The sequence below is a fragment of the Mesorhizobium caraganae genome, assembly GCF_016836705.1.
In the GTDB taxonomy this organism is placed as follows: domain Bacteria; phylum Pseudomonadota; class Alphaproteobacteria; order Rhizobiales; family Rhizobiaceae; genus Mesorhizobium; species Mesorhizobium caraganae.
Map to the genome: position 1 here is coordinate 151,211 of NZ_JAFCGY010000002.1, position 23,317 is coordinate 174,527.

Sequence of the window (23,317 nt, forward strand, 5' to 3'; positions counted from 1 at the left end):
CGGCCACGCCGCTCTTATAGGCGCGTTGGCACTCGATAGATAGGAGTGCCAAAAATTATTCGCGGGCAGCTCAGAATATTAAAAGTACTATGTGGCCTGCGGATTTCCAGATATTGCGCTCCGTCTAAATAATTCAAAAAATTGAATTTCTGCACCAAAGCGACTATTTATATGGAAAGTTTCATTTCAACGGTTTCAGGCACAAGGGAGATTTAAGCGATGGCCGACGGCAATCAGAGTATCATGGAAAAAGCTGAGGCCCGCTTCATGGACAAGCAGAAGAAGACGGCCGAGCGCAACAAGGCAACCTCCGATTACGTATCCGAGGCCAGAGCCAGGGAGATCAAGACCGCAAGGCTCAGGGGATTGCGCCTGGCCAAGGAAGAGGCCGACCGCGTTGAGGAAGCCCTGAACCCGACACCGAAGAAGAAGCGGGCGACAGTCAAGAAAGCTGCCGCCGCACCGAAGGGAGCCAAGTCATGAGCCTGACATTCCCCAATCCAAGCCGCAGCTATGACGAGGCCGGCAAGCGCATCCGCTTTGTCGGCCATGACGGCATGTTCCAGATTTCCTTCTCTGTCGCCGCCGATGCAATCTCGAAGGCGCCGTCGGGGACGGCGACCTCGGAAGCCACCTATCTGGCAGCCTTCGATACGGCGTCCAGATCCATCCATGACATTGCCAGCAAGGCCTATGCCCGCACCCGCAAGAGCATATATGTGCTCACCGCCGCGGATTTCAGTTAGCTCCCGGCTGCGATCGACCTGGATCAGGATTTGCGATCCGCTTTTGCCCGCCGCTTGACGTCCCGGCTGTTCAGGCGGTCGGCCAACGCTTCCGCATCGCGCACAGTCATGCCGACCATGACCTGATGCTTGAGCTCGACAGGCTGGCCGGTGAAGATGTCGAAGATGGTCCAGCTCTCCGGCTGGTCCATGCGCAAGGCGTAGCGGTTTGCCATGCGGCGTCAGGCCCGTGACATGAAAAATGCCGCCGCCAGGATCAGGATCGTCCAGACCAGCACCGACAGCTTCAAGATCAGGCCGCCATGCGCGGAAAGAACCTTCCGCATGCGCAAAGCTGCGCTGTTCATGCTCTTGGACAGCGTGGGTGCTGCCGCAATCACGACCGGCGGCTTGACGCCGAGCTTTCCAAAAGCCGGCAGCAGCGATGGCGTTCGCATGAAATGACCTCGAATTGTCGGAGAAAACTCATAACACCCTTCTTGAAACTCCCTGCATGCCAAATAGAAACCGGTCGGTGAAACGGCGATGCCGCCCGATTCGCCACTTGCGTGGGGCCGGTTGTCATCTGGCGAAATCGGTGCAACGCAGTTAGGTTGCGCGCGAAACTGGTGCGGCATGAGGTTTGTTCCAGAGCATGATGCCGAAAAGTGTGAAGCGGTTTTCGGATGTCATCATGCTCTTAGGCGTGACAGGCGAACGGAGACGAGGATGACGGCGCCCGGCGATTTGCTGCAAGCCTTGTTCATGAGATTGAAGAGCGACGCCTCGCTGACGGCGCTGCTCGGCGGCGCCGGGTTGCGCGAGCAGGCGGCCGACAGTGCCGCCTTCCCCTATGTCACCTATGGCCGGACCAGCGCTTTCGATCTCGACACCGGCGCCGACAACGATGACGACCAGCTGATCACGCTACATGTCTGGTCGAAGGCGCAAGGCGATGCCGAGACGCGTCTGATCATGGACAGCATCCGGGCGCGCCTCGACGGCGCTGCATTCGCCACCGGCTCGCGCGACCAGACACGCCTGTCACTGGAGTTCGCCGAGGCGCGCTATGACGAGGATCTAGCGCTCCATCACGGGCTGCTGCGAATTCGCGCCATCACGCAGCAAAATTGATAGAAGCCTAAATCTGCGCCTGGATCTCGGCCTTGTCGATGACCGACCACACCTCGCGGATGCGACCCTCTCCGAATTCGTAGAAAACATTCTCGGCGAACGACACGCGCTTGCCATTCACCGGCAGGCCGAACAGCATTCCCTTGGGATGACAGTCGAAATGCAGGCGCGCCGCCACGCGCGGTGGTTGGCAGACCAGCAGTTCGATGTTGAAACCGAGATCGGGAATGGCCTCGAAATCGCCTTCGAGCATGCGGCGATAGCCTGACAGGCCGAGCATTTCGCCATTGTGCTGCACCTCGTTGCCGACGAACTTTCCGAGATTGGCCCAGTCCCGGGCATTCAGGCAGGCGATGTAGCCCCGGTAGAGGTCGGCAAGATCATTATCCGTCATGGCCCACTCCGATGGTTTGGCGTTTCCTACGCTAATTAGGGCGCCCCTGAGGATGGTCGCGCCTTGACCTCTTCCCAATCCATCTACGACTTGAGAACCTGCTCGCAAAAACCATAGCCGAGCTGCCGGTTTTCCGGCTATGAATCCCATTCCCGGTCTGGGGGGACTGGGCGGCATGATCGCATTCATTCGTTTCGCGCGCAGGGGATATTGCGGGGATGGATTTTCAACCGTTCACCGTTCATTTCACGTTCAGCACAGTTGCGTTACAACGCCGACCATGAAAACGCTTCGCTCTCATTTCAGAACCGCGACAATGGCGCTTGGCATCGCCGGCGTGTTGGCGTCGCAGGCGACGCCGGCAGCCGCGGCTGACTGCTACGCGATCGGCCAGCAGGTTGCCGAGCAGAATGGCGGCACACTGGCCAAGGCCTCGCAGTCGACGCGTGGCGGCCAGGAGGTCTGTGTCATCGTCGTGCTCGTTCCTGGCAAGAACGGTCAGCGCCCCCGCCGTTCCGAGATCGTCGTCCCGGCGAACTGACCCCATTGTTTCCCAGGCCGCCGGAATCGGCCTATATCTGAGACATCAACAGGCCTGACCAATCATGCGCGTACTCGTTGTCGAAGATGACAAGGATCTGAACCGGCAGCTGGCCGACGCGCTGGTCGATGCCGGCTATGTCGTCGACCGCGCCTATGACGGCGAGGAGGGCCATTTCCTCGGCGACACCGAGCCTTACGACGCCGTCGTGCTCGACATCGGCTTGCCGCAGATGGACGGCATCAGCGTCGTCGAGCGCTGGCGCCGCAACGGCCGCAAGATGCCTGTGCTGATCCTGACCGCGCGCGACCGGTGGAGCGACAAGGTGTCGGGCATCGACGCCGGCGCCGACGACTACGTCACCAAGCCGTTCCACATCGAGGAGGTGCTGGCGCGGGTGAGGGCGCTGATCCGGCGCGCCGCCGGCCATGCTTCATCCGAACTCACTTGCGGGCCGCTGCGCCTCGACACCAAGGCCTCCAAGGCCGATGTCGACGGTCAGCCGCTGAAGCTGACCTCGCACGAGTTCCGTCTGCTTGCCTATCTGATGCACCATATGGGCGAGGTGGTGTCGCGCACCGAACTGGTCGAGCATCTCTACGACCAGGATTTCGACCGCGATTCCAACACCATCGAGGTGTTTGTCGGCCGGTTGCGCAAGAAGATGGGCATCGACATGATCGAAACCGTGCGCGGCATGGGCTATCGCATGCGTGAGCCGGAGGCGTAAGGCGGAACCGCTCCCCATACCAGCAAGGAAGCCTTTTTCGGCACGGCTCTGGCCGCGCTCGCTGGCCTTCCGCGTCATCGGCTTTTCCACCATCTGGGCGATCCTCACTTTGATCGTCATCTTCACCCTGATCACCACGCTCTACCGCCAAGCCAGCGAGCGTGGCTTCGACAGCCTTTTGTCGGCGCATCTGTTCAACCTGATCGGCTCCGTCGGCGTTTCTGAGTCCGGCCAGCTCACCGGCGCTCCCGACCTCGGCGACCTGCGCTTCTCGGAGCCGAATTCAGGCTGGTACTGGTCGGTTGAGCCGGCTTCCGAAGGCGTGCATGGCAACCTTCATTCGTCCTCGATGACCACGACGATCCCGTCGCCGACCGTCGCCGAGGTGCCTTTCAATTCCAGTTTTCAGCGCAGCTATTCCACCGACGGCATCGGCGACGAGGAACTGCAAGTGTTCGAAAGCGAATTCGTCCTCGACGCCAAGAACCGCGCCGCGCGCTTCCGCGTCATGGGCAACAAGACCGAACTCGAGCAGGAGATCGCCACCTTCCAGGGCCGCCTCTTAACCTATCTCAGCCTGTTCGGCGTCGGCATGATCGCCATCAACGCCATCGCCATCCTGCTCGGCCTGCAGCCCTTGCGCCGGGTCCGCAACGCGCTCGCCATGGTGCGCGAGGGCACGGCGCAGCGGCTCGACGGCCAATTCCCCGCCGAGATCGAGCCGCTCGCCAACGAGACCAATGCGCTGATCGAAAACAACAAGCGCATCGTCGAGCGCTCACGCACGCAGGTCGGCAATCTCGCCCATTCGCTGAAGACGCCGCTCGCCGTGCTGATCAATGAGGGGCGGGCGCTCGGCGGCGCCAAGGGCCAGCTCATCGCCGACCAGGCCGCCTCGATGCAGAAGCAGGTCGATCATTATCTGCAGCGCGCCCGGGTCGCGGCGCAGCGCGATAGCGTTGTCTACCGTACGCCGGTGACGCCGCTGGTCCAGCGCATGGTGCGCGTGCTGCAAAAACTCAAGCCTGATGTCAGTCTGTCGCTTGCGCTGCCGGCGGCCGACATCGTCTTTGCCGGCGAGCGCCAGGATCTGGAGGAACTGCTCGGCAATCTGCTCGACAATGCCATGAAATGGGCAAAGAGCACTGTCGCCGTGTCCGTCACGCCGGCCGGCGCCGCCGGCTTGTTCGAAATCGCGATCGAGGATGACGGTCCAGGCATTCCTGAGGACAAGGCGCGCGATGCGCTGAAACGCGGCCGGCGCCTCGACGAGACCAAGCCAGGCACCGGGCTCGGGCTTGCTATTGTCGCCGACCTCGTCAACGAGTATGGCGGCGCTCTGGCGCTGGACCGCTCCGCCATGGGCGGGCTGAAGGCGGTGGTGCGCTTGCGGAGCCTGCAATGATGCATTTCCAGGGCCAATCGACATGGCTGGGCGCCTGTGTTAAGGCGACCTGTCGATTGCTCCTCGGATGGTCGGCAAACGGCCAAATTTCCGACAAATATCAATACTATGGCCAGCAGGCATCCCCGATGACGCGGCCCCTAGCGCATCCCGTTCAAGAAAACCGGTTGTTGGCATGAAGATTCGCGTTGCGCTCGTTTCCGCACTGCTCGCTCTCTCCGGCTGCGGAACCCTGAGCAAGGGCGGCGGCCCGGATATCTCCATCACCAACCCGCCCGCGACGCCTCCTTCAGGGGCCAAAGTCGCGACGACGATCATTTCGGCCATGGCCGGCGGGCTCGTCGGCGGATCGATCGGCAGTGGCCTGAACGAGACCGAGAAGCGCAAGGCGCTCGAGGCGGAATACAAGGCGCTCGAATACACGGCGAGCGGCCAGAAGGTGACGTGGAAGAGCGACAGTTCGGCCCATTCCGGCGAAGTCGTCGCGGCCCAGCCGTACCGCGTCGGCTCGCAGGATTGCCGCCAATACACCCATACGGTGTTCACCGGCACGGCCGGCCAGACCGCGCGTGGCACCGCCTGCCGCAACGCTGACGGCAGCTGGACGCCGCTGACCTGACCGTTCGGGTCGGCTGATCGGGATCGGGCTTGCTTGCTCGCTGCCGTCAAAGCGTCGCAGTGTGTCTGTGTTGGCAGAGCAGGGCTCTCGCTCTATTGGAAGAACCATGCTGTTCTGGGTCATAGCTGCAATCCTCACGCTGGGCGCAAGCCTGGCGGTGCTGCTGCCGCTGACCGGCGGCGGCAAGGGCGCTTCGTCCAGCAACGACCATGACCTCGAAGTCTATCGTGACCAACTGGCCGAGCTTGAGCGCGACGCCTCGCGCGGCCTGATCCAGCCGGCGGAAGCCGAGGAGGCGCGTGCCGAAATCGCCCGCCGCGTCCTTCGCCTGGGAGATGTTGGTCAAGCCAATACCTGCCAGGTCGATGTACCCGGCACGCGGCAGCCGTCGAGGGCGACCAGGCTGGTGGCGACATCAGCGGTGCTGCTGGTCCCACTGCTCAGCTGGGGCCTGTACAGCCAGCTCGGCTCGCCCGATTTGCCGTCGCAGCCACTTGCCGAACGGCTGGCCAAAAACCCGGCCGATAGTTCGGTCGATGAGCTGGTGGCGCGCGCCGAGGCCCATCTAGCCGCCAATCCGTCCGATGGCAGGGGATGGGACGTGCTCGCCCCGATCTATCTGCGCCTGCAGCGCTTTTCCGATGCGGTGACAGCCTATCGCAACGCCATCCGCCTCGATGGCGACACCGCTGCCCGCGAGGCCGGTCTCGGCGAAGCGATCGCCAATGCCGCCGGCGGCATTGTCTCGGCCGATGCCCAATCGGCATTCGAGCAGGCATTGAAGCTCGACCCGGCAAACCAGAAAGCCGCCTTCTACCTGGCCATGGCGCTGGCGCAGGAAGGCCGCTTGGCAGAGGCGACCGCTGCCTGGCAGAAGATGCTCGGCCTCCTGCCGCCGGATTCGCCTTGGCGGGGCGCTGTCCAACAGGCGCTGGCCGAGGCCGCCAACCGCAGCGTCGCGTCAGGAGAGCCCGCGAAAGGCCCCGATGCCGCAGCCGTCGATGCCGCCTCGTCGATGGCGCCGCAGGACAGGCAGGCCATGATCGACACCATGGTCGCCGGTCTCGATGAAAAACTGCGGCAAAATCCGCGCGACACGGAAGGATGGATGCGGCTCATTCGTTCCTATGTGGTGCTGGGCAAGGCCGACCAGGCGCGCGAAGCGCTGCATCGCGGTATTGCCGTTTTCGGCGCCGATAGTGAGGAAGCGAAGAAATTCACCGCCTTTGCCGCCTCGCTCGGCCTGACGGCGACGGAGTAGGGCATGACGCGTAAGCAGAAGCGATTGTCCGTGATCATCGGAGGCCTCGCCTTCCTCGGCGCCGCCACCGGGCTGACCTTCTATGCGCTCGGCCAGAAAGCTTCGTATTTCTACATGCCTGCCGATCTGACCAGCGCCAGCTTGGAGCCGGGACAGCGCATCAGGCTGGGCGGCCTCGTCGAAAAGGGCACGGTCGTGCGCGGGCAGGGCGCGACGGTTGCCTTCTCGGTGACCGATACCCACAAATCGGTCAAGGTCACCTATACCGGCATCCTGCCCGACCTGTTCCGCGAGGAACAGGGAGTCATCACCGAGGGCGCTTTCGGCTCGGATGGCGTCTTCGTCGCCGACAGCGTGCTGGCCAAGCATGACGAGCGTTATATGCCCAAGGAAGTGGCCGATGGGCTGAAGGCCAAGGGCGTCTGGCAAGAGAGCAAGAGTGAGTAATGGTTGAGACCGGACATTTCGCGCTCGTCCTCGCCTTCGCCCTGTCGCTGGTGCAGACGCTGGTGCCGCTCATCGGCGCCCGCACCGGCAATCAGCGGCTGATGGCTGTAGGCGGCCCGGTCACAGTCACCGGCTTCGCGCTGACCGCGCTCTCCTTCGCAGCCCTCGCCGGCGCCTATGCCAGCTCCGATTTCTCGGTGGCCAGCGTGTGGGAAAACTCGCATTCGCTGCAACCGCTGATCTACAAGATCACCGGAACCTGGGGCAATCACGAAGGCTCGATGCTCTTGTGGGTGCTCATCCTGACCTTCTTCGGCGCGCTGGTCGCCGTCTTCGGCTCCAATCTGCCGGCAACGCTGCGCGCCAATGTGCTGGCCGTGCAAGGGGCGATCGGCGCCACCTTCTTCCTGTTCATCCTGGCAACGTCCAATCCGTTCATCCGGCTCAATCCGGCGCCGATCGAAGGCCGCGATCTCAACCCGGTTCTGCAGGACCTCGGCCTCGCCATCCACCCGCCGCTGCTCTATCTCGGCTATGTCGGCTTCTCCATCTGCTTTTCCTTCTCGGTCGCGGCCCTCATCGAAGGCCGCATCGATGCCTCCTGGGCGCGCTGGGTGCGACCATGGACGCTGGTCGCCTGGATGTTCCTCACCGGCGGTATCGCCATGGGCTCATACTGGGCCTATTACGAGCTTGGCTGGGGCGGCTTCTGGTTCTGGGACCCGGTCGAAAACGCCTCCTTCATGCCGTGGCTGGCAGGCACCGCGCTCTTGCATTCGGCGATCGTCATGGAGAAGCGCTCGGCGCTCAAGATCTGGACGCTGCTGCTCGCCATCCTCACCTTCTCGCTGTCGTTGCTCGGCACCTTCCTGGTGCGCTCCGGCGTGCTGACCTCGGTGCATGCCTTCGCCACCGATCCGACGCGCGGCATCTTCATTCTGTGCATATTGACGTTGTTCATCGGCGGCTCGCTGGCGTTGTTTGCGCTGCGCGCCTCCAGGCTTACGGCCGGCGGCCTGTTCCACCCGATCTCGCGCGAAGGCGCGCTGGTGCTCAACAATCTGTTCCTGACCACGGCCACCGCCACGGTGCTGGTCGGCACGCTCTATCCGCTGGCGGTCGAGGCGCTTTCGGCCGGCAAGATCTCGGTCGGTGCGCCGTTCTTCAACCTGACATTCGGCCCGCTGATGGTGCCGCTGCTGGTCGTGGTTCCGTTCGGGCCGCTGCTCGCCTGGAAGCGCGGCGACCTCTATGCGGTCGCCCAGCGCCTGATGGCGGCCTTCGCCGCCGCCCTTCTGGCGATGCTGGTCACCGGCCTGTTCATCGACGGCGCATCAGTGTTCGCCGCTCTTGGCGTCGGCCTTGCCTTCTGGCTGGTCTGCGGCGCGCTCACCGACCTTGCCGTCAAATCCGGCTTCGGCAATGTGTCGCCGGCCACCATGCTGCGCCGTTTCGCCGGCCTGCCGCGTTCGGTGTTCGGCACCGCCTTGGCCCATCTCGGCCTCGGGCTGACGACGCTTGGCATTGTCGGCACGCTGTGCTTCGGCACCGAAAAAATCCTGTCGATGCATGCCGGCGAGAGCGTCGAACTCTCCGGCCACACGCTGCGCTTCGAAGGGCTCTATCCCGCGCAGGGCCCGAACTACAGCGAGGACCGCGGCCGCTTTTCCTTGATCGGCGCCGATGGCGGCATTGCGGCTGAAATCACCTCGGCCAAGCGCTTCTTTCCGGTGCGGCAGACGACCACGACCGAATCTGGCATCGAGACGATCGGGTTCAGCCAGCTCTATCTGTCGCTGGGCGACGAGGGCACCGACGGTTCGGTCGTCGTACGCCTGTGGTGGAAGCCGCTGGTGACGCTGATCTGGGGCGGTGCTCTTGTGATGATGGCGGGCGCGGCAATGTCGCTGTTCGACCGTCGCCTGCGTGTCGGCGCGCCCTCGCGCCGCCGCAAGCCGACAGCTGCCATGCCATCGGCAGGCCTGCCGTGAGCACCAGGTTTTCGCTGGCCTCGCTCGTCCTGCTGCTGACGCTGCTGTTCGCCGGCGCAGCGCACGCAGTGAAACCCGACGAGGTTCTCGCCGATCCCGCGCTCGAGGCCAGGGCGCGGCTGCTGTCGGAAGGCCTGCGCTGCATGGTCTGCCAGAACCAGTCGATCGACGAATCCGATGCCGACCTTGCCCGCGACCTGCGCATTCTGGTGCGCCAGCGCCTGGTTGCCGGCGATACCGACCAGCAGGTGATGGACTACATCGTGTCGCGCTATGGCGAGTTCGTGCTGCTGAAGCCGCGCTTCAGCTTGCGCAACGCCTTGCTGTGGGGCACGCCGGTGCTTCTGCTGCTGGTCGGCGGCGTCTTCATCGTGCTCACCACGCGCTCCCGTCGCTCGCTGGCGACCAAGGCGCTGAGCGCCGAGGAACAGGCGGCGCTGGACAAGATACTGAACGATTAGGCTCGATTCGGCCCTCGGCGACTGGCCGCTATTATCTTGTGTTCCGCTTCGATCAAGGCGTCAATTTCCGCCATCGCTTCTTCATGGGGCACCATGTGGCCAGCCACGGCATCGGCGATGCCGCGTTTGATACCTTCGATAATGTCGCACTCCCAATTGTCTTGGTGGTGCTTTGTGTCATGGACCCGCGCGCCGTTCGCTGTGCTGTTAGAATAGAGCAGTAGGTGAGCACCGCAAACATTACAAAACTTTCATGAACCGGAAATGGCGCCGTAATGTGCGCCTCGCTATTCCTCTTTTCCGAGGATGCTCTGCCTGAGCCGCATCCAGTGAAAAGAGGATACAGATCCATGTCTATTGCCCCCAATTCATATTCCCGCACCCGCAAGCGCCTGTTGGCCGCTGCCGCCTCGCTGGCCATTGCCGGTGCCATTGGTTTCGGCGCCGTCACCACCGGCACGGCCCCTGTTCTGGCCGACGCTGTCCGGGTCGAGGCGCCGCAGGTGCCGGGCTTTGCCGATGTCGTCGAGCGCGTTTCGCCCGCCGTGGTTAGCGTCAAGGTCAAGGCCAAGATCGAACCTGCCGCCGATGACGGTTCCGACCAGTCCGATGATCCGGACGGCATGAACAACCTGCCCGACAATCCGCAGCTGCGCCAGTTCTTCAAGCAATTCCGCGGCTTCGGCGACCAGAACGGCCAGTTCGGCAATCGCCGCTTCAACCGTCGCGACCACAACAACGACCAGCCCCGCCCGGTGGCGCAGGGTTCGGGCTTCTTCATCTCCGATGACGGCTATCTCGTCACCAACAACCATGTCGTCGAGGAAGGCTCTGCCTTCACCGTGGTGATGAATGACGGCAAGGAACTCGACGCCAAGCTGATCGGCACCGATCCGCGCACCGATCTGGCCGTGCTCAAGGTCGACGGCGTCGGCAAGTTCACCTATGTCGACTTCGCCGACGATTCCAAGGTTCGCGTCGGCGACTGGGTGGTTGCCGTCGGCAATCCGTTCGGTCTCGGCGGCACTGTCACCGCCGGCATTGTCTCGGCCCGTGGCCGCGACATCGGGGCCGGCCCTTATGACGACTTCATCCAGATCGACGCCTCGGTCAACCGCGGCAATTCTGGTGGACCGACCTTCAACCTCAACGGCCAGGTCGTCGGCATCAACACCGCGATCTTCTCGCCCTCGGGCGGCAGCGTCGGCATCGCCTTCGACATTCCGGCCTCGACCGCCAAGCAGGTTGTGCAGGATCTGATGAAGAGCGGCTCGGTGCAGCGTGGTTGGCTCGGCGTCGAAATCCAGCCGGTCACGTCGGATATCGCCGAATCGCTGGGCTTGAAGTCTCAGAACGGGGCTCTGGTCTCCAGCGCCCAGGACGGCGGTCCCGGCAAGAAGGCCGGCATCACCGCCGGTGACGTGATCACCCAGGTCGAAGGCAAGGACGTTGCATCGCCGAAGGAACTGGCTCGACTGATCGGTGCCTATTCGCCCGGCAAGTCGGTCGACGTCACCGTGTGGCGCGACGGCAAGAGCGAGACGATCAAGGTCGACCTCGGCACGCTGCCGTCCACCGACAAGCAGGCCTCGGCCGACCCGCAGCAGCCTGCAGCACCGGCAAAGCCGGCCGCGCTGGCCGATCTCGGCCTCACCGTCACCAAGTCGGAGAACGGCAAGGGTCTGGTGGTGACCGATGTCGACCCCGACAGCGATGCCGCCGACCGTGGCATCCAGCCCGGCGATGTCATCACCTCGGTCAATTCGACGGAGGTGAACGGCACCGAGGACGTCGCCAAGGCGATGGCCGATGCGGTCAAGTCCGGCCGCAAGGCGGTGCTGATGCAGATCACCCGCGATGACTCGAACCGCTTCGTCGCGCTTCCGGTCGCCAAGGGCTGACATCGAACACTTTTCCAGTGCGGCGGTTTCAACACCCCCGAGCTGCCGCACGGGAAAGCAAGGGGCCGAACGCGTTAGTCAGTCATCGTGTTCTGCCCTCGGCGGCAGCGGGCCCCATCGCCCGCTGCCGCTCTAACAGCAAAGCATGTCGCCCAAAAGTGCACGGTGGTTTTGGGATAACGACATGCTTGAACGAAAGCTTTTCACGCTCATGGCGGCCCCTCAATCTTCCAGCGAAATCGCGTATAACGGCTCTATGAAGATTCTCGTCATAGAGGACGATCGCGAGGCGGCCGACTATATGCAGAAGGCCTTTACCGAGGCCGGACACACCGCCCATGTCGCCGGCGACGGCGAAACCGGCTTCGCGCTTGCCGATGCCGGCGACTATGACGTGATGGTGGTCGACCGTATGATGCCGCGCCGCGACGGGCTCTCCGTCATTGCCGGCCTGCGCTCGCGCGGCAACACCACGCCGGTGCTGATCCTGTCGGCGCTGGGCGAGGTCGATGACCGCGTCACCGGTCTGCGCGCTGGCGGCGACGACTATCTGACCAAGCCTTATGCCTTTTCCGAATTGCTCGCCCGCGTCGAGGTGCTGAACCGCCGCGCCAGCGCCAGGGAAGCCGAAACCGTCTACCGGGTCGGCGATCTCGAGCTCGACCGTCTCTCCCATTCCGTGAAGCGCGCCGCGCGCGAGATCACGCTGCAGCCGCGCGAATTCCGCCTGCTCGAATATCTGATGCGCCACGCCGGCCAGGTGGTGACGCGCACTATGCTGCTCGAAAATGTCTGGGACTATCATTTCGATCCGCAGACCAACGTCATCGACGTGCATGTCTCGCGGCTGCGCGGCAAGATCGAGAAGGGTTTCGACAAGCCGATCCTGCACACCGTCCGCGGCGCCGGCTATATGCTGAAGAGCTAGAGCATGATCCCAAAAAGTGGGTACCGGTTTTTGGAAAAGATCATGCTCCAACAAAGGGGTAGATCATGGTGAGATTTCAACCAAATCTCATCATGATCTAGACATCCATGGCCCTTTCCTTGCCGGCCACCATGAGAACGACGGCGGCGCGGCTTTCGGCGCTTTATTTCCTGCTTTTTGCGCTCTGCGCCGTGCTGCTCGTCTTCTACATGACGTCGCTGTCGGCGCGCATGCTGACCGGCCAGACCCAGCAGACGATCAATGACGAGGTGCTGGGCCTTGCCCGCGCCTATCAGCGCGGCGGCCTGCCGGTGCTGGTGCGCGTGGTCGAGCAGCGCTCGCGCCAGCCCGGCGCCAACCTCTATCTGATCGCCGACGCCAACGGCCAGATCCTGACCGGCAATGTGCAGAGCCTTGAGCCGGGCGTGCTCGAGACCGATGGCTGGACGACCGAGCCATTCTCCTACCGCCGCTTCGGCGAAGGCGAACTTGAGCGGCAGCGCAATCAGGCTGCCGACCCTAACGGGGCGCAGCCCGGCGAGACCGAAATTCAGTCCGAGGGCGAGAAGGGCCACAATGCCATCGCGCTGGTGCTCAGGCTACCCAACCAGATGATCATGCTTGTAGGCCGCGATCTCGGCGAGCCCGAGCGCTTCCGTGCCGTCATTCGCCGCGCCCTGATGCTGGCGCTGGGCATGATGGGCCTGGGCGGGTTGCTGATCTGGTTCTTGGTCGGCCGCACGGCGCTGAAGCGCATCGACAGCGTCTCGGAGGCGAGCCGCCGCATCATGGGCGGCGACCTCACGGGACGGCTGCCGGTGACTGGCGCCGGCGACGAATTCGACCGCCTGTCGGAAAACCTGAACACAATGCTGGCCAGGATTGCGACGCTGAACGAAGGCCTGAAGCAGGTCTCCGACAACATCGCCCATGATTTGAAGACGCCGCTGACCAGGTTGCGCAACCGCGCCGAGGCCACGCTTTCGGGCAAGCACAAGACCACCGACTATCGGCAGGCGCTGGAAGGCACCATTGCCGAGTCTGACCAGCTGATAAAGACCTTCAACGCCATCCTGATGATCTCCAGGCTGGAGGCCGGTTATTCCTCAGAAAGCACCAGCAAGGTCGATCTCGCCGCCGCCGTGCGCGACGTCGTCGAGCTCTACGAGCCGGTGGCGGAGGAAGCGGGCGTGGAACTCGAGACCTCCGTGGAAGGCGATTTCACAGTCAACGGCAATCGCGAGCTGATCGGCCAGGCGCTGTCGAACATCGTCGACAACGCCATCAAATATTCAACCGACGCAACTGAGAAGCCGGCCGTGCGCGTTGCGCTGCAGCGTGTCGGCCATGACATTCGGCTTTCCGTCGCCGACAACGGCCATGGCATTCCCGATGACGCTGATCGCGCGAGGGCGACCGAGCGCTTCGTGCGGCTGGAAAAGAGCCGCTCGCAGCCGGGGTCCGGCCTCGGCCTCAGCCTCGCCAAGGCGATCATGACGTTCCACAATGGCAAGCTCGAACTTCTGCCCGCCAATCCCGGATTGTCCGTTATCATGAGTTTCCCCGCGCGGGAGGATCATTGATGGCGGTGACAATGGCCGAGAAACCGATCGAGACCGAATGGCAGCTGCAACTGGCGGCAAAGCTCGCGCCGCTGGATAAGAGCCGCGCCCGCCGTGAACTGTCGGAGATCGCTGGCGACGCCGAGGACGAAGGTCTGCCGCGGCTGGCGAAATTCTTAGGCGGCAAGGGTGCGGCCCAGGATTTTCTCGCTGCCGTCGTCGATCTCTCGCCTTTCCTCCGCGATGTCGCGCGCCGCCGGCCGCAAATCCTCGACGCGCTGTTCGATGACGGTGTCGAGGCCAGGCTGCTCAGCATTGCCGAAGCGATCGGCAATGCTGCCTTTGCCGAGACCGTTTCGGAATCCAGCCTGATGATGGAGCTCAGGCAGTGGAAGGCGGAAGCTCACTTCCTGATCGCGCTTGCAGATCTCTCCGGCGAGGCCGATGCCGCGCTGACGGTCAGGCGTCTCAGCAACCTAGCCGACACCTGCACCCGCGCGGCGGTCGACTTCCTGCTGCGCGAGGCGCACAGCCAGGGCAAGCTCAAATTGCCGGATCCCGAAAACCCGTCGCAGCAGTCCGGCTGGATTCTGCTCGGCATGGGCAAACTCGGTGCCCACGAATTGAATTTTTCCTCCGACATCGATCTCGTCGTCTTCTTCGATCCGGAAGCGCCGGCGATCGTCGATCCGCTCGACGCCACCGAACTGTTTGCGCGCCTCACCCGCAGGCTGGTCCGCATCCTGCAGGACCGCACCGAGCACGGTTATGTCTTCCGCACCGATTTGAGACTCCGTCCCGATCCCGGGTCGACGCCGCTGGCGATCCCGGTCGAGGCAGCACTTCGCTATTACGAGGCGCGCGGGCAGAACTGGGAGCGCGCCGCCATGATCAAGGCGCGCCCGGTGGCCGGCGATCTCGCCACCGGCGAAGCGTTCCTGCGGGAGTTGCAGCCCTATGTCTGGCGCAAATACATGGACTATGCGGCGATCGCCGACGTCCATTCGATCAAGCGACAGATCCATGCCCACAAAGGCCATGGCGAAATCGCGGTGAAGGGTCACAACGTCAAGCTCGGCCGTGGCGGCATTCGCGAGATAGAGTTCTTCGTCCAGACCCAGCAGCTGATCGCCGGCGGCCGTTTTCCCGAGCTGCGCGGCCGCGAGACCGTGCCGATGCTGGGTGCGCTGGCGGCGCGCGGCTGGATCACCGCCGATGCCCGCGACACGCTCACCCGCCAATACTGGTTCCTGCGCCGCGTCGAGCACGCCATCCAGATGGTCGCCGACGAGCAGACGCATATCCTGCCCGACGATGATGAGGGGCTGGAACGCGTCGCCCATATGCTGGGCTTTGCCGATGCCGCCAAATTTTCCGAAACTTTTCGCGCGGCTTTGCAGGAAGTCGAGCGCCATTACGCTGCGCTGTTCGAGACAGCTCCGGAACTGTCCGCAGGCGTCGGCAATCTGGTCTTTACCGGCGATGTCGACGATCCCGACACGCTGCGGACCTTGCACGGGCTCGGCTTCAAGCGGCCGAGCGACATCTGCCGCGTCATTCGCGGCTGGCATTTCGGCCGCTACCGCGTCACCCAGTCGGCTGAAGCGCGTGAGCGGCTGACCGAACTGACACCGGCGCTGCTCAAAGCCTTCGGCCAGACGCGCCGGGCCGACAAGGCTTTGGTGCGCTTCGACGAATTCCTCGCCGGTCTGCCCGCCGGCATCCAGCTGTTTTCGCTGCTGCAGTCCAATCCCGCTTTGCTGAAGCTGATGGCAACCATCATGGGCGCCGCGCCCCGGCTGGCTGCGATCATCACCAAGCGCCCGCATGTCTTCGACGGCCTGCTCGATCCGGCGCTGCTGAACGAACTTCCCAACCGCGCCTATCTGTCGGCGCGGCTTGCGGCTTTCACCGAAGGCGAAAGGGCCTATGAGGACGTGCTCGACCGTCTGCGCATCTTTGCCTCCGAGCAGAAGTTCCTGATCGGTGTACGCCTGCTCGCCGGCTCGATCACCCCGAGCCGTGCTGGCCGTGCCTTTTCCGACCTCGCCGACCTCACCATCGACGCCGCACTGCAGGCAGTGACGGCCGAATTCGCACTCCGCCATGGCCGTATCGCCGGCGGCACGGTGTCGCTGCTCGGCATGGGCAAGCTCGGCAGCCGCGAATTGACGGCCGGCTCAGACGTCGACCTCATCCTGCTCTACGATCACGACGCTGACGCGGACGAGTCCGACGGCGACAAGCCGCTGGCGCCGTCGCATTACTACACCAGGATGACGCAGCGGTTGATCGCAGCCGTCTCTGCGCCGACCGCCGAGGGCGTGCTCTACGAACTCGACCTGCGCTTGCGGCCATCCGGCAACAAAGGGCCGGTGGCGACCCATGTCGACGCCTTCAAGAAGTACCAGCGCCAGGAAGCCTGGACCTGGGAGCACATGGCGCTGGCCAGAGCCCGCGCCATTGGCGGCGACGCGGCACTGTGCGCCGAGGTCGAAACCGAGGTGGCGGCACTTCTGGCCTTGCCGCGCAATGTCGACAAGGTGAAGGCCGAGGCATCCGAGATGCGCGCGCTGATCGAGAAGGAAAAGTCGCCACGCGATCTCTGGGACATCAAGCTGATCGCGGGCGGCCTGATAGACCTCGAATTCATCGCGCAGGTGGCCGTCATCACCGGCCAGGTCGAAGCCGGCGGAAGGCTGACCGCCACCGGCGAAATCCTGTCGCATCTGGCCCCGGATTTCGCCGACACCGATGTCAGGCAGCAGCTTTGCGAAGCCTATCAACTCTATCTGGCGCTGACCCAGATGACGCGGCTTTGCCTTACCGGCGCATTCGAACGTGACGACGTTCCGCCGGGATTGTCGGATCTGCTTCTGGCGGTGACTGACCTGCCGGATTTCGGTGTGCTGGAAGCACATCTCAAGGAAACGTCGCAAAAGGTCAGAAAGGATTTCGACCTTTTGCTTCGTACGAAACAGTCGTGAGGGCGTGAAGCGCTGACGGCTGTTTCGGATCGCATCGGGGGTGACGATGCAACAGGAGATATCAATGAGAAAGACAACCGGACTTGCCCTTGCCTTCGTCGCGCTCGCAGGCGCCGTCGGCACCACCGCCTATGCCGAGAACAATGCCAGTGCCAGAATGCGCGAAGGCACGATGATGCGCCTCGACAAGGCGATGAAGGATTCCAACGGCACCATCAGCTTCGACCAGTTTTCCGACGCCATGAACGCACGGCTGAAGAAGCTGGTCGCCGACAATGGCGGCAAGCTCACCGTCGCCCAACTCGCCGACGCGCTGGAGAAGGCGCGGTTCGAGGAAATGGCCAAGCGCATCGTCGCCCGCTACGACACCAAGGGCGACGGGACGCTGACCACGGAAGACATCACCGGGCGCGAGAAGAAGGTGTTTGCCATGCTCGACCGCAACAATGACGGCAAGATCGAGCGCAACGAGCTGCCGAAGAACGGCCGCATGGGCCGCCATCGCCAATGGGACGGCGGCGACGACAGCATGCAGTGATGTTGAATGATCTGGGTCCGGCGGCAGAGCCGCCGGATTCTGGAAGGTCTCGTTCCTTCGCGCCCCCCCTCTGTCCTGCCGGACATCTCCCCCACGACGAGGGGAGATTGGCTGTCGCAACCGCCTTCGCCAAATCGCCAGCGTTGCAGAAATGAGCGAAGCGTCAAAACTGCTGATCTCCCCCCAAGCGGGGGAGATGTCCGGCAGGACAGAGGGGGGCGCTGTCCCGCCAAGCCTTCAAAGATTGCGCAAAAATCTAGGCCGCTGCCTTCACCGACGGCGCTGCCTTCTTCACCGGGATGCGCACGGACACGATTGTGCCGACGCCTTCGGTCGAGCGGATTTTCAGCGCGCCGCCCTGCAACTCGGCCAGTGAACGCGAGATGGCGAGCCCAAGGCCGGAGCCAGCGTGGTTCTTGGAGAACTGGTTCTGCACCTGTTCGAATGGCCGCCCAAGCTTGCTCAGCGCCTCCTTCGGAATGCCGCAGCCATTGTCTTCGATGGTCAGCACCAGCGCGCCCGAAGTGTTGCGGGCGCGCACCGAGATATGGCCGCCCTGGCCGGTGAACTTCACCGCATTCGACAGAAGATTGATGGCAATCTGCTTGATGGCCCGGCGGTCGGCGAACAGGGTCATCGTATCGGCGATGCGGGTTTCCACCGTGATCGATTTTTCCGCCGCCTGCAGCGAGATCACGCGCACCGTCTCGCGGATCAGCGGGCAGAGATCGATTTCCTCGCGGTCCATCGAGAACTGGCCGGCCTCGATCTTCGACATGTCGAGTATGTCGTTGATGACGCCGAGCAGATATTTACCGCTGCCGTTGATGTCGTTGGCATATTCCTCGTAGCGTGGCGAACCGAGCGGCCCGAACAGGCCCTGTTCCATCAGTTCGGAGAAGCCGATGATAGCGTTGAGCGGTGTGCGCAGTTCGTGCGACATGTTGGCCAGAAACTCGGACTTGGCCCGGTTGGCGGCTTCGGCGCGCTCGGTTTCCCTCATGTATTTGCGGTTGAGCTCGACCAGTTCGCTGGCGCGTTCCTCCTCGGCCCGACGGGCGAGGCTGAGGTCGTGGATGGTCGCCATCAGCCGACGCTCGCTGTCGACCAGCTTTTCCTGGTGCAGTTTGATCTGGGTGATGTCGGAGCCGACCGAGACGGTGCCGCCATCCCTGGTCCTCAATTCGTTGACCTGAAGCCAGCGCCCGTCGGAGAGCTGCCGCTCGAAGGTCGCGCCGCCTTGCGGTCCGTTGGTGTTGGCCAGCCGCCGTTCCGAGGCGAAGGCCAGCATGCGCTCCTCCAGCACGGCGCGCGCCGCGCCCGGCATGACGTCGCGGTCCGACAGTCCGTTGTCCTTCTGGAATTTGGAATTGCACATGATCAGGCGCTGGGCGGCATCCCACAGCACGAAGGATTCGTTGATGTTCTCGATCGCGGTCCTGAGCCGCAGGTCGGCCGCCTCCGAGCGCAACGCCAGATGCCGCTGTTCGGTGACGTCGACGGCAATGCCGATCAGCTGGATCTCAGGCGCTTCCGGGTCGATCACCTGGGCCCTGGCGCGCATCCACACCCACTGGCCGTCGGCGTGGCGCATGCGGAACACCTGGTCGATATGGTCGATCTCGCGCTCGACGATTTTGTTGGCCAGCTCGAACAGGTCGCCGTCCTCGGGGTGGATGATTTCGTCGACCTCGCCGAAGGACAGCATCGAGTTGCAGGGCTCGTAGCCCAGCATGTCGTACATCGAGCGCGACCAGTACATCTTGCCGCGCACCATGTCCCAGTCCCACAGGCCGCAGCGGCCGCGCACCAGGGCCATGTCGATGCGCTGGTGGGCTTCGAGGTAGATGCGGTCGGCCGTCTGGGCGCGCGATGCCTGGCCGAAATAGGCGTAGAGGATGATGATCAGCACACCCGCCGTCAGCACGAACAGCGTGACATTGAGCGACACGGTTTTGCGCCAGCTGTCGAAGACCGCTTCCTGCGGCACCAGCACGGCGGCGGCGTTCTTCCTGTCGCGGGTCAGGCTCACCGCCGCGTACCAGTCCTGTCCGCCGATGCTGACATCCATTACGCCAGCGCGGTCGCCGAACATGAACAGGGGCTGGCCGTCCAGCACCAGGCTGTCGAGCGATCGCCCTTGCCAGCCGGTCGACAGCGGCGACACGGCGATGATCTTGAAGGTGTTGTCGGTGATGACGAGCACATGGCTTCTGCCCATGGCGCCCTGGCGGCTCGTGCTTTCCAGAAGATCGATGGCGCCGCTGGCGGCCGCGTTCGGATCGGCCGAGATTGCGTTCGCCATCTGGCCGGCAGCCAGTCCCAGCACTGCCTTGACGTCGCGCTCGACCTCGTCGCGTTCGTTCATCAGCGACAGGACGCGCAGTGCGGCGATGACGATCAGGAAGATGATGATGAGCGCCGGTATCGAGCGACGCAGAAGGGGTTCGGCAGCCAGGAGCCGCCGGTAGGCTGGTTCAGCAATGAGCCGCGTATTGCCGGCGAGGCCGTCGCCTCGCGCCTTGCGCCGCTCAAAAGCCGTCCCTTCGGGCGCGCCCCACGCGTCCGCCTTGGCCATAAATGGCACTCCCCGAATTTCCGTACGCTTGACGATCCGGCAACACCGCACGTCCGAATCGTCTGTAAAGAATCAAAGGTGATTCGCCTTGTCCAGTGGCGCGGGGCAAAAAACATTAAAAATTGATTGAAATAGCACTGGAATCCCTCCCCCTTGAGGGGAGGGTGGCCCGTAGGGCCGGGAGGGGTCCTCGGCGAAGCGCTCGACTCTTTCAATCACGATCGAAATCGGTTGAGGTCGCGCGCTGCCGCAACGACCCCACCCGTCCATCCGCCTCCGGCGGCTGTCCACCCTCCCCTCAAGGGGGAGGGATGGGCTCACGCCAGCGTCCGCTCCACAATGTCCCGCAGATCCGCCGACAGGTTCTCGCCGTTCGCGATCGCCAGCAGCGCTTCCCTGGCCTTGGCCTGTCTGCCCGGTTCCAACGAACGCCAGGAGCGCAGCGCCGTCGCCAATCTTGCCGCGACTTGCGGGTTGCGCTTTTCCACCTCGAGTACGGTCTGCGCAAAAAACCGGTAGCCTTCGCCATCGGCGCGGTGAAAGCCGGTCTGGTTGGCGCTGGAAAATGTGCCGACCAGCGAGCGCACCCGGTTCGGATTGGCCATCGAGAAGGAAGCGTGGCCGATGAGCTCGCGCACGGTGTCCACGGTCCGTGGTCCCGGCACGCTGGCCTGGATCTGGAACCATTTGTCCATGACCAGCGGATCGGCCCCATAGCGCGCCTCGAAGCGGGCCAGCGCCTTGACCGCCTCGGGCGACCCGTCATGGCGATGCGCAAGCACGGTGAGCGCTGCGGCGCGGTCGGTCATGTTGGTCGCGGCTTCGAAATGCCGGGCGGCGAGCGGGGCGCCTCCCGGCAACAGCGAGAGGTAGTCGAGCAGGATGTTGCGCAGCGCCCGTCGTCCCGCATTTGCCGCATCGGGGCTGAACCGACCAGCGTCGGCAAGGCGGCCGTAAAGATTGGCGAAGGCGTCCTGGTTGGCGCGGGCGATTGCCAGCGACAGCGCCTCGCGGGCGGCAAAGATGGCGTCGGGATCGATGGTCCTGCCGATGTCGCGGGCAATATCGGCCTCGCCGGGCAGCGAGAGCGCTAGCGCGCGGTAGGCGGGCTCAAGCGTCTCATCGCCGGCGATCTTGCCGGCAAGCCCGGTCAGCCTGGCGCTGAAGGCTGGCTTCGCGCCGCCGAGGATCTGGCGGAAGGCCGCTATCAGTGCATCGGTGAGCAGTGTGTTGAACGCCTGCCAGCGCGCGAACGCGTCGCTGTCGTGGCCGGCGAGGAAGAACTGGTCGTCGGCCTTCTGCTCGACAGAAAGCGTGATCGGCGCCGAAAAGCCGCGGTTGAGCGACACCGCCGGCCGCTCGTCAACGCCGGAGAAGCGCACCATATGGCGGCGCTTGCGGATATGGATGACGCCATCCTCGACGGCGGCGCCCTCGACGCCGCCATAGGCGACCGGCTCGCCGCCGGCACCGACCAGGCCGAAGGCGAGCGGAATGTGCATCAGCCGCTTGCGGCTTTCCGACGGTGTCGGCGGCACCGACTGCTCGATCTCGAGCGTGAACTCGCGCGTGGCCGGATTATGCGTCGAACTGACGGTCAGGTTCGGCGTGCCCGCCTGGTGGTACCAGAGCGCGAACTGCGACAGGTCGCGCCCGGAAACGTCCTCGAACACCTTCAGGAAATCCTCGATCGTCGCGGCTTCGCCGTCATGGCGCTCGAAATAGAGGTCCATGCCGGCGCGGAAAGTCTCGGCCCCGAGGATAGTGCGGATCATGCGCACCACTTCCGAACCTTTTTCGTAGACCGTCGCCGTATAGAAATTGTTGATCTCGCGGTAGCGGCGCGGCCGCACCGGATGCGCCAGCGGTCCCTGATCTTCGGGGAATTGATGCGCCCTCAGCGTACGCACCTCGGCAATGCGCTTTACCGCGCGCGAGCGCTGGTCGGCGGAGAATTCGTGGTCGCGAAAGACCGTCAGCCCTTCCTTCAGGCAGAGCTGGAACCAGTCGCGGCACGTGATCCTGTTGCCGGTCCAGTTGTGGAAATATTCATGCGCGATGATCGCCTCGATATTGGCGAAATCGGCATCGGTCGCGGTCTCCCGGTCGGCCAGCACATATTTGTCGTTGAAGATGTTGAGGCCCTTGTTCTCCATGGCCCCCATGTTGAAGTCGGAGACGGCGACGATGTTGAAGACGTCGAGGTCGTATTCGCGGCCGAAGGCCTGCTCGTCCCATTGCATCGAGCGCTTGAGCGCATCCATGGCGTAGCCGGCAAGCCCCTCCTTGCCCGGCTCGACATAGATGCCGAGCTCGACCTTGCGGCCGGACATGGTGACGAAACTAGCGGCGACCTGGCCGAGATTGCCGGCCACCAGCGCAAACAGATAGGACGGCTTGGGAAAGGGGTCGTGCCATCTGGCATAGTGCCAGCCATCGGCCAGCGCGCCGCTTTCCACCGGGTTGCCGTTGGAGAGCAGCAACGGCGCCTCGTCCATTCTTGCCTCGATGCGCACGGTGTAGACCGACAGGATGTCGGGCCGGTCGAGGAAATAGGTGATGCGGCGAAAGCCCTCGGCCTCGCATTGCGTGCAATAGACATTGCTGGAGCGGTAGAGGCCCATCAACGCCTCATTACTGGCCGGTGCGATCTCGGTCTCGAGCAGCAGCTCGAAGCGGGCCGGCGGCTTCAAAATGGTCAGCTGGTCCGGCGTGGCGAGATAATCCGCCGGCGCGAGCTCGCGGCCGTCAATGGCGATGCGCTTCAGCACCAGCCCGTCGCCGTCGAGCACCAGCGACGCCGAGGCGGCGGCGCCATCGCGGCGTTCGATCGTAAGCACGGCGGTGACGCGCGTCGCGTCTGGCGAAAGGCGAAAGGTCAGGCCAGTTTGCGGAATGGAAAAATCGCTGGGGCGATAGTCTTCGAGCTTGAAGACCTGGCCGGTATCGGTTCGCATTCCCTGGGGTTTCCCTGTCGTTATAGGGGCCGCTGATGTGTCCGCTGGCCCATAAAATCTGAAGTTGCGCGCTCTTTACACGAAACGGCCACTCGACAAAACTGCGCCAATGCCTATTTCACGGCGTTCTCCTTCCATCGCGAGGCCTTGATGACCAT

At 63.6% G+C, this 23,317-nt stretch carries 21 protein-coding genes; 16 read left to right on the forward strand and 5 right to left on the reverse strand.

What is annotated here, in order from left to right; all coding sequences use genetic code 11:
- Positions 1–219: 219 nt before the first annotated feature.
- Positions 220–483 (forward strand): hypothetical protein, encoded by a 264-nt coding sequence (locus JQK88_RS08300; RefSeq protein WP_112564162.1) that lies wholly within the window; start codon positions 220–222, stop codon positions 481–483.
- A complete protein-coding gene (locus JQK88_RS08305) occupies positions 480–746 on the forward strand; it encodes a DUF1488 family protein (RefSeq protein WP_112564165.1) in 267 nt (88 codons plus the stop codon). Before JQK88_RS08300 ends, JQK88_RS08305 begins: the two co-directional genes overlap by 4 nt.
- 23 nt (positions 747–769) lie before the next feature.
- On the opposite strand, the gene JQK88_RS08310 is transcribed toward JQK88_RS08305, so the two are convergent.
- A complete protein-coding gene (locus JQK88_RS08310) occupies positions 770–961 on the reverse strand; it encodes a hypothetical protein (RefSeq protein WP_192256602.1) in 192 nt (63 codons plus the stop codon).
- A 6-nt stretch (positions 962–967) separates the two neighbouring features.
- Entirely contained in the window at positions 968–1,363 is a 396-nt protein-coding gene (locus JQK88_RS36010) for a hypothetical protein (protein WP_246749774.1), read from the reverse strand.
- Between the two features lie 91 nt (positions 1,364–1,454).
- On the opposite strand from JQK88_RS36010, the gene JQK88_RS08320 reads away from it, so the two are divergent.
- Positions 1,455–1,859, forward strand: a complete 405-nt coding sequence (locus JQK88_RS08320; protein WP_192256606.1) for a DUF3168 domain-containing protein — start codon at positions 1,455–1,457, stop codon at positions 1,857–1,859.
- 7 nt (positions 1,860–1,866) lie between these two features.
- Here JQK88_RS08320 and JQK88_RS08325 read toward each other — a convergent pair whose 3' ends face one another.
- The gene (locus JQK88_RS08325; RefSeq protein WP_192256608.1) at positions 1,867–2,253 is read right to left on the reverse strand and encodes an ester cyclase; all 387 of its coding nucleotides are present in this window, start codon (positions 2,251–2,253) and stop codon (positions 1,867–1,869) included.
- 280 nt (positions 2,254–2,533) lie between these two features.
- Here JQK88_RS08325 and JQK88_RS08330 point away from each other — a divergent pair, with 280 nt between their 5' ends.
- The 13 genes from JQK88_RS08330 (at position 2,534) to JQK88_RS08390 (ending at position 17,624) form a co-directional block, all read left to right on the forward strand.
- A complete protein-coding gene (locus JQK88_RS08330; protein WP_192256610.1) occupies positions 2,534–2,794 on the forward strand; it encodes a hypothetical protein in 261 nt (86 codons plus the stop codon).
- A 64-nt stretch (positions 2,795–2,858) separates the two neighbouring features.
- Entirely contained in the window at positions 2,859–3,524 is a 666-nt protein-coding gene (locus JQK88_RS08335) for a response regulator transcription factor (RefSeq protein ID WP_112564177.1), read from the forward strand.
- Positions 3,508–4,929, forward strand: coding sequence for an ATP-binding protein (locus tag JQK88_RS08340; protein ID WP_203278030.1), 1,422 nt, complete (start codon positions 3,508–3,510; stop codon positions 4,927–4,929). The genes JQK88_RS08335 and JQK88_RS08340 overlap by 17 nt, the downstream gene beginning before the upstream one ends.
- 175 nt (positions 4,930–5,104) lie before the next feature.
- The gene (locus JQK88_RS08345) at positions 5,105–5,548 is read left to right on the forward strand and encodes an RT0821/Lpp0805 family surface protein (protein ID WP_142866619.1); all 444 of its coding nucleotides are present in this window, start codon (positions 5,105–5,107) and stop codon (positions 5,546–5,548) included.
- Between the two features lie 106 nt (positions 5,549–5,654).
- Positions 5,655–6,809 (forward strand): c-type cytochrome biogenesis protein CcmI, encoded by a 1,155-nt coding sequence (gene ccmI, locus JQK88_RS08350; RefSeq protein ID WP_203278031.1) that lies wholly within the window; start codon positions 5,655–5,657, stop codon positions 6,807–6,809.
- Positions 6,810–6,812: 3 nt separating this feature from the next.
- Complete coding sequence (gene ccmE / locus JQK88_RS08355) at positions 6,813–7,256, forward strand: cytochrome c maturation protein CcmE (RefSeq protein WP_192256616.1); 444 nt, start codon at positions 6,813–6,815, stop codon at positions 7,254–7,256.
- Complete coding sequence (locus tag JQK88_RS08360; RefSeq protein WP_203278032.1) at positions 7,256–9,247, forward strand: heme lyase CcmF/NrfE family subunit; 1,992 nt, start codon at positions 7,256–7,258, stop codon at positions 9,245–9,247. Before ccmE ends, JQK88_RS08360 begins: the two co-directional genes overlap by 1 nt.
- Positions 9,244–9,708, forward strand: coding sequence for a cytochrome c-type biogenesis protein (locus JQK88_RS08365; protein WP_203278033.1), 465 nt, complete (start codon positions 9,244–9,246; stop codon positions 9,706–9,708). Before JQK88_RS08360 ends, JQK88_RS08365 begins: the two co-directional genes overlap by 4 nt.
- A 350-nt stretch (positions 9,709–10,058) precedes the next feature.
- Positions 10,059–11,609 (forward strand): Do family serine endopeptidase, encoded by a 1,551-nt coding sequence (locus tag JQK88_RS08370; protein ID WP_192256622.1) that lies wholly within the window; start codon positions 10,059–10,061, stop codon positions 11,607–11,609.
- A gap of 256 nt (positions 11,610–11,865) precedes the next feature.
- Positions 11,866–12,537, forward strand: a complete 672-nt coding sequence (locus JQK88_RS08375) for a response regulator transcription factor (RefSeq protein ID WP_112564197.1) — start codon at positions 11,866–11,868, stop codon at positions 12,535–12,537.
- A gap of 107 nt (positions 12,538–12,644) precedes the next feature.
- Positions 12,645–14,120 carry a sensor histidine kinase gene (locus tag JQK88_RS08380; protein ID WP_203278034.1) on the forward strand — a complete coding sequence of 492 codons (1,476 nt, stop codon included), beginning with the start codon at positions 12,645–12,647 and terminating at the stop codon, positions 14,118–14,120.
- 11 nt (positions 14,121–14,131) lie between these two features.
- Complete coding sequence (locus JQK88_RS08385; protein ID WP_376740392.1) at positions 14,132–17,086, forward strand: bifunctional [glutamine synthetase] adenylyltransferase/[glutamine synthetase]-adenylyl-L-tyrosine phosphorylase; 2,955 nt, start codon at positions 14,132–14,134, stop codon at positions 17,084–17,086.
- 64 nt (positions 17,087–17,150) lie between these two features.
- Entirely contained in the window at positions 17,151–17,624 is a 474-nt protein-coding gene (locus JQK88_RS08390; protein WP_192256627.1) for an EF-hand domain-containing protein, read from the forward strand.
- Positions 17,625–17,880: 256 nt separating this feature from the next.
- Here the strand turns inward: JQK88_RS08390 and JQK88_RS08395 are convergent, their stop codons facing one another.
- Both JQK88_RS08395 and pepN read right to left on the reverse strand, forming a co-directional pair.
- The gene (locus JQK88_RS08395) at positions 17,881–20,202 is read right to left on the reverse strand and encodes a PAS domain-containing sensor histidine kinase (RefSeq protein ID WP_203278036.1); all 2,322 of its coding nucleotides are present in this window, start codon (positions 20,200–20,202) and stop codon (positions 17,881–17,883) included.
- A 317-nt stretch (positions 20,203–20,519) separates the two neighbouring features.
- Positions 20,520–23,159, reverse strand: coding sequence for an aminopeptidase N (gene pepN, locus JQK88_RS08400; RefSeq protein ID WP_203278037.1), 2,640 nt, complete (start codon positions 23,157–23,159; stop codon positions 20,520–20,522).
- Positions 23,160–23,317: the final 158 nt, after the last annotated feature.

Excerpts from the sequence above, each read along its gene's own strand:
- JQK88_RS08300 (WP_112564162.1), top strand. The coding sequence starts at position 220 with ATGGCCGACGGCAATCAGAGTATCATGGAAAAAGCTGAGGCCCGCTTC.
- JQK88_RS08305 (WP_112564165.1), top strand. The coding sequence starts at position 480 with ATGAGCCTGACATTCCCCAATCCAAGCCGCAGCTATGACGAGGCCGGC.
- JQK88_RS08310 (WP_192256602.1), bottom strand. The coding sequence starts at position 961 with ATGGCAAACCGCTACGCCTTGCGCATGGACCAGCCGGAGAGCTGGACC.
- JQK88_RS36010 (WP_246749774.1), bottom strand. The coding sequence starts at position 1,363 with ATGCCGCACCAGTTTCGCGCGCAACCTAACTGCGTTGCACCGATTTCG.
- JQK88_RS08320 (WP_192256606.1), top strand. The coding sequence starts at position 1,455 with ATGACGGCGCCCGGCGATTTGCTGCAAGCCTTGTTCATGAGATTGAAG.
- JQK88_RS08325 (WP_192256608.1), bottom strand. The coding sequence starts at position 2,253 with ATGACGGATAATGATCTTGCCGACCTCTACCGGGGCTACATCGCCTGC.
- JQK88_RS08330 (WP_192256610.1), top strand. The coding sequence starts at position 2,534 with ATGAAAACGCTTCGCTCTCATTTCAGAACCGCGACAATGGCGCTTGGC.
- JQK88_RS08335 (WP_112564177.1), top strand. The coding sequence starts at position 2,859 with ATGCGCGTACTCGTTGTCGAAGATGACAAGGATCTGAACCGGCAGCTG.
- JQK88_RS08345 (WP_142866619.1), top strand. The coding sequence starts at position 5,105 with ATGAAGATTCGCGTTGCGCTCGTTTCCGCACTGCTCGCTCTCTCCGGC.
- ccmI (WP_203278031.1), top strand. The coding sequence starts at position 5,655 with ATGCTGTTCTGGGTCATAGCTGCAATCCTCACGCTGGGCGCAAGCCTG.
- ccmE (WP_192256616.1), top strand. The coding sequence starts at position 6,813 with ATGACGCGTAAGCAGAAGCGATTGTCCGTGATCATCGGAGGCCTCGCC.
- JQK88_RS08360 (WP_203278032.1), top strand. The coding sequence starts at position 7,256 with ATGGTTGAGACCGGACATTTCGCGCTCGTCCTCGCCTTCGCCCTGTCG.
- JQK88_RS08370 (WP_192256622.1), top strand. The coding sequence starts at position 10,059 with ATGTCTATTGCCCCCAATTCATATTCCCGCACCCGCAAGCGCCTGTTG.
- JQK88_RS08375 (WP_112564197.1), top strand. The coding sequence starts at position 11,866 with ATGAAGATTCTCGTCATAGAGGACGATCGCGAGGCGGCCGACTATATG.
- JQK88_RS08380 (WP_203278034.1), top strand. The coding sequence starts at position 12,645 with ATGGCCCTTTCCTTGCCGGCCACCATGAGAACGACGGCGGCGCGGCTT.
- JQK88_RS08385 (WP_376740392.1), top strand. The coding sequence starts at position 14,132 with ATGGCCGAGAAACCGATCGAGACCGAATGGCAGCTGCAACTGGCGGCA.
- JQK88_RS08390 (WP_192256627.1), top strand. The coding sequence starts at position 17,151 with ATGAGAAAGACAACCGGACTTGCCCTTGCCTTCGTCGCGCTCGCAGGC.
- JQK88_RS08395 (WP_203278036.1), bottom strand. The coding sequence starts at position 20,202 with ATGGCCAAGGCGGACGCGTGGGGCGCGCCCGAAGGGACGGCTTTTGAG.
- pepN (WP_203278037.1), bottom strand. The coding sequence starts at position 23,159 with ATGCGAACCGATACCGGCCAGGTCTTCAAGCTCGAAGACTATCGCCCC.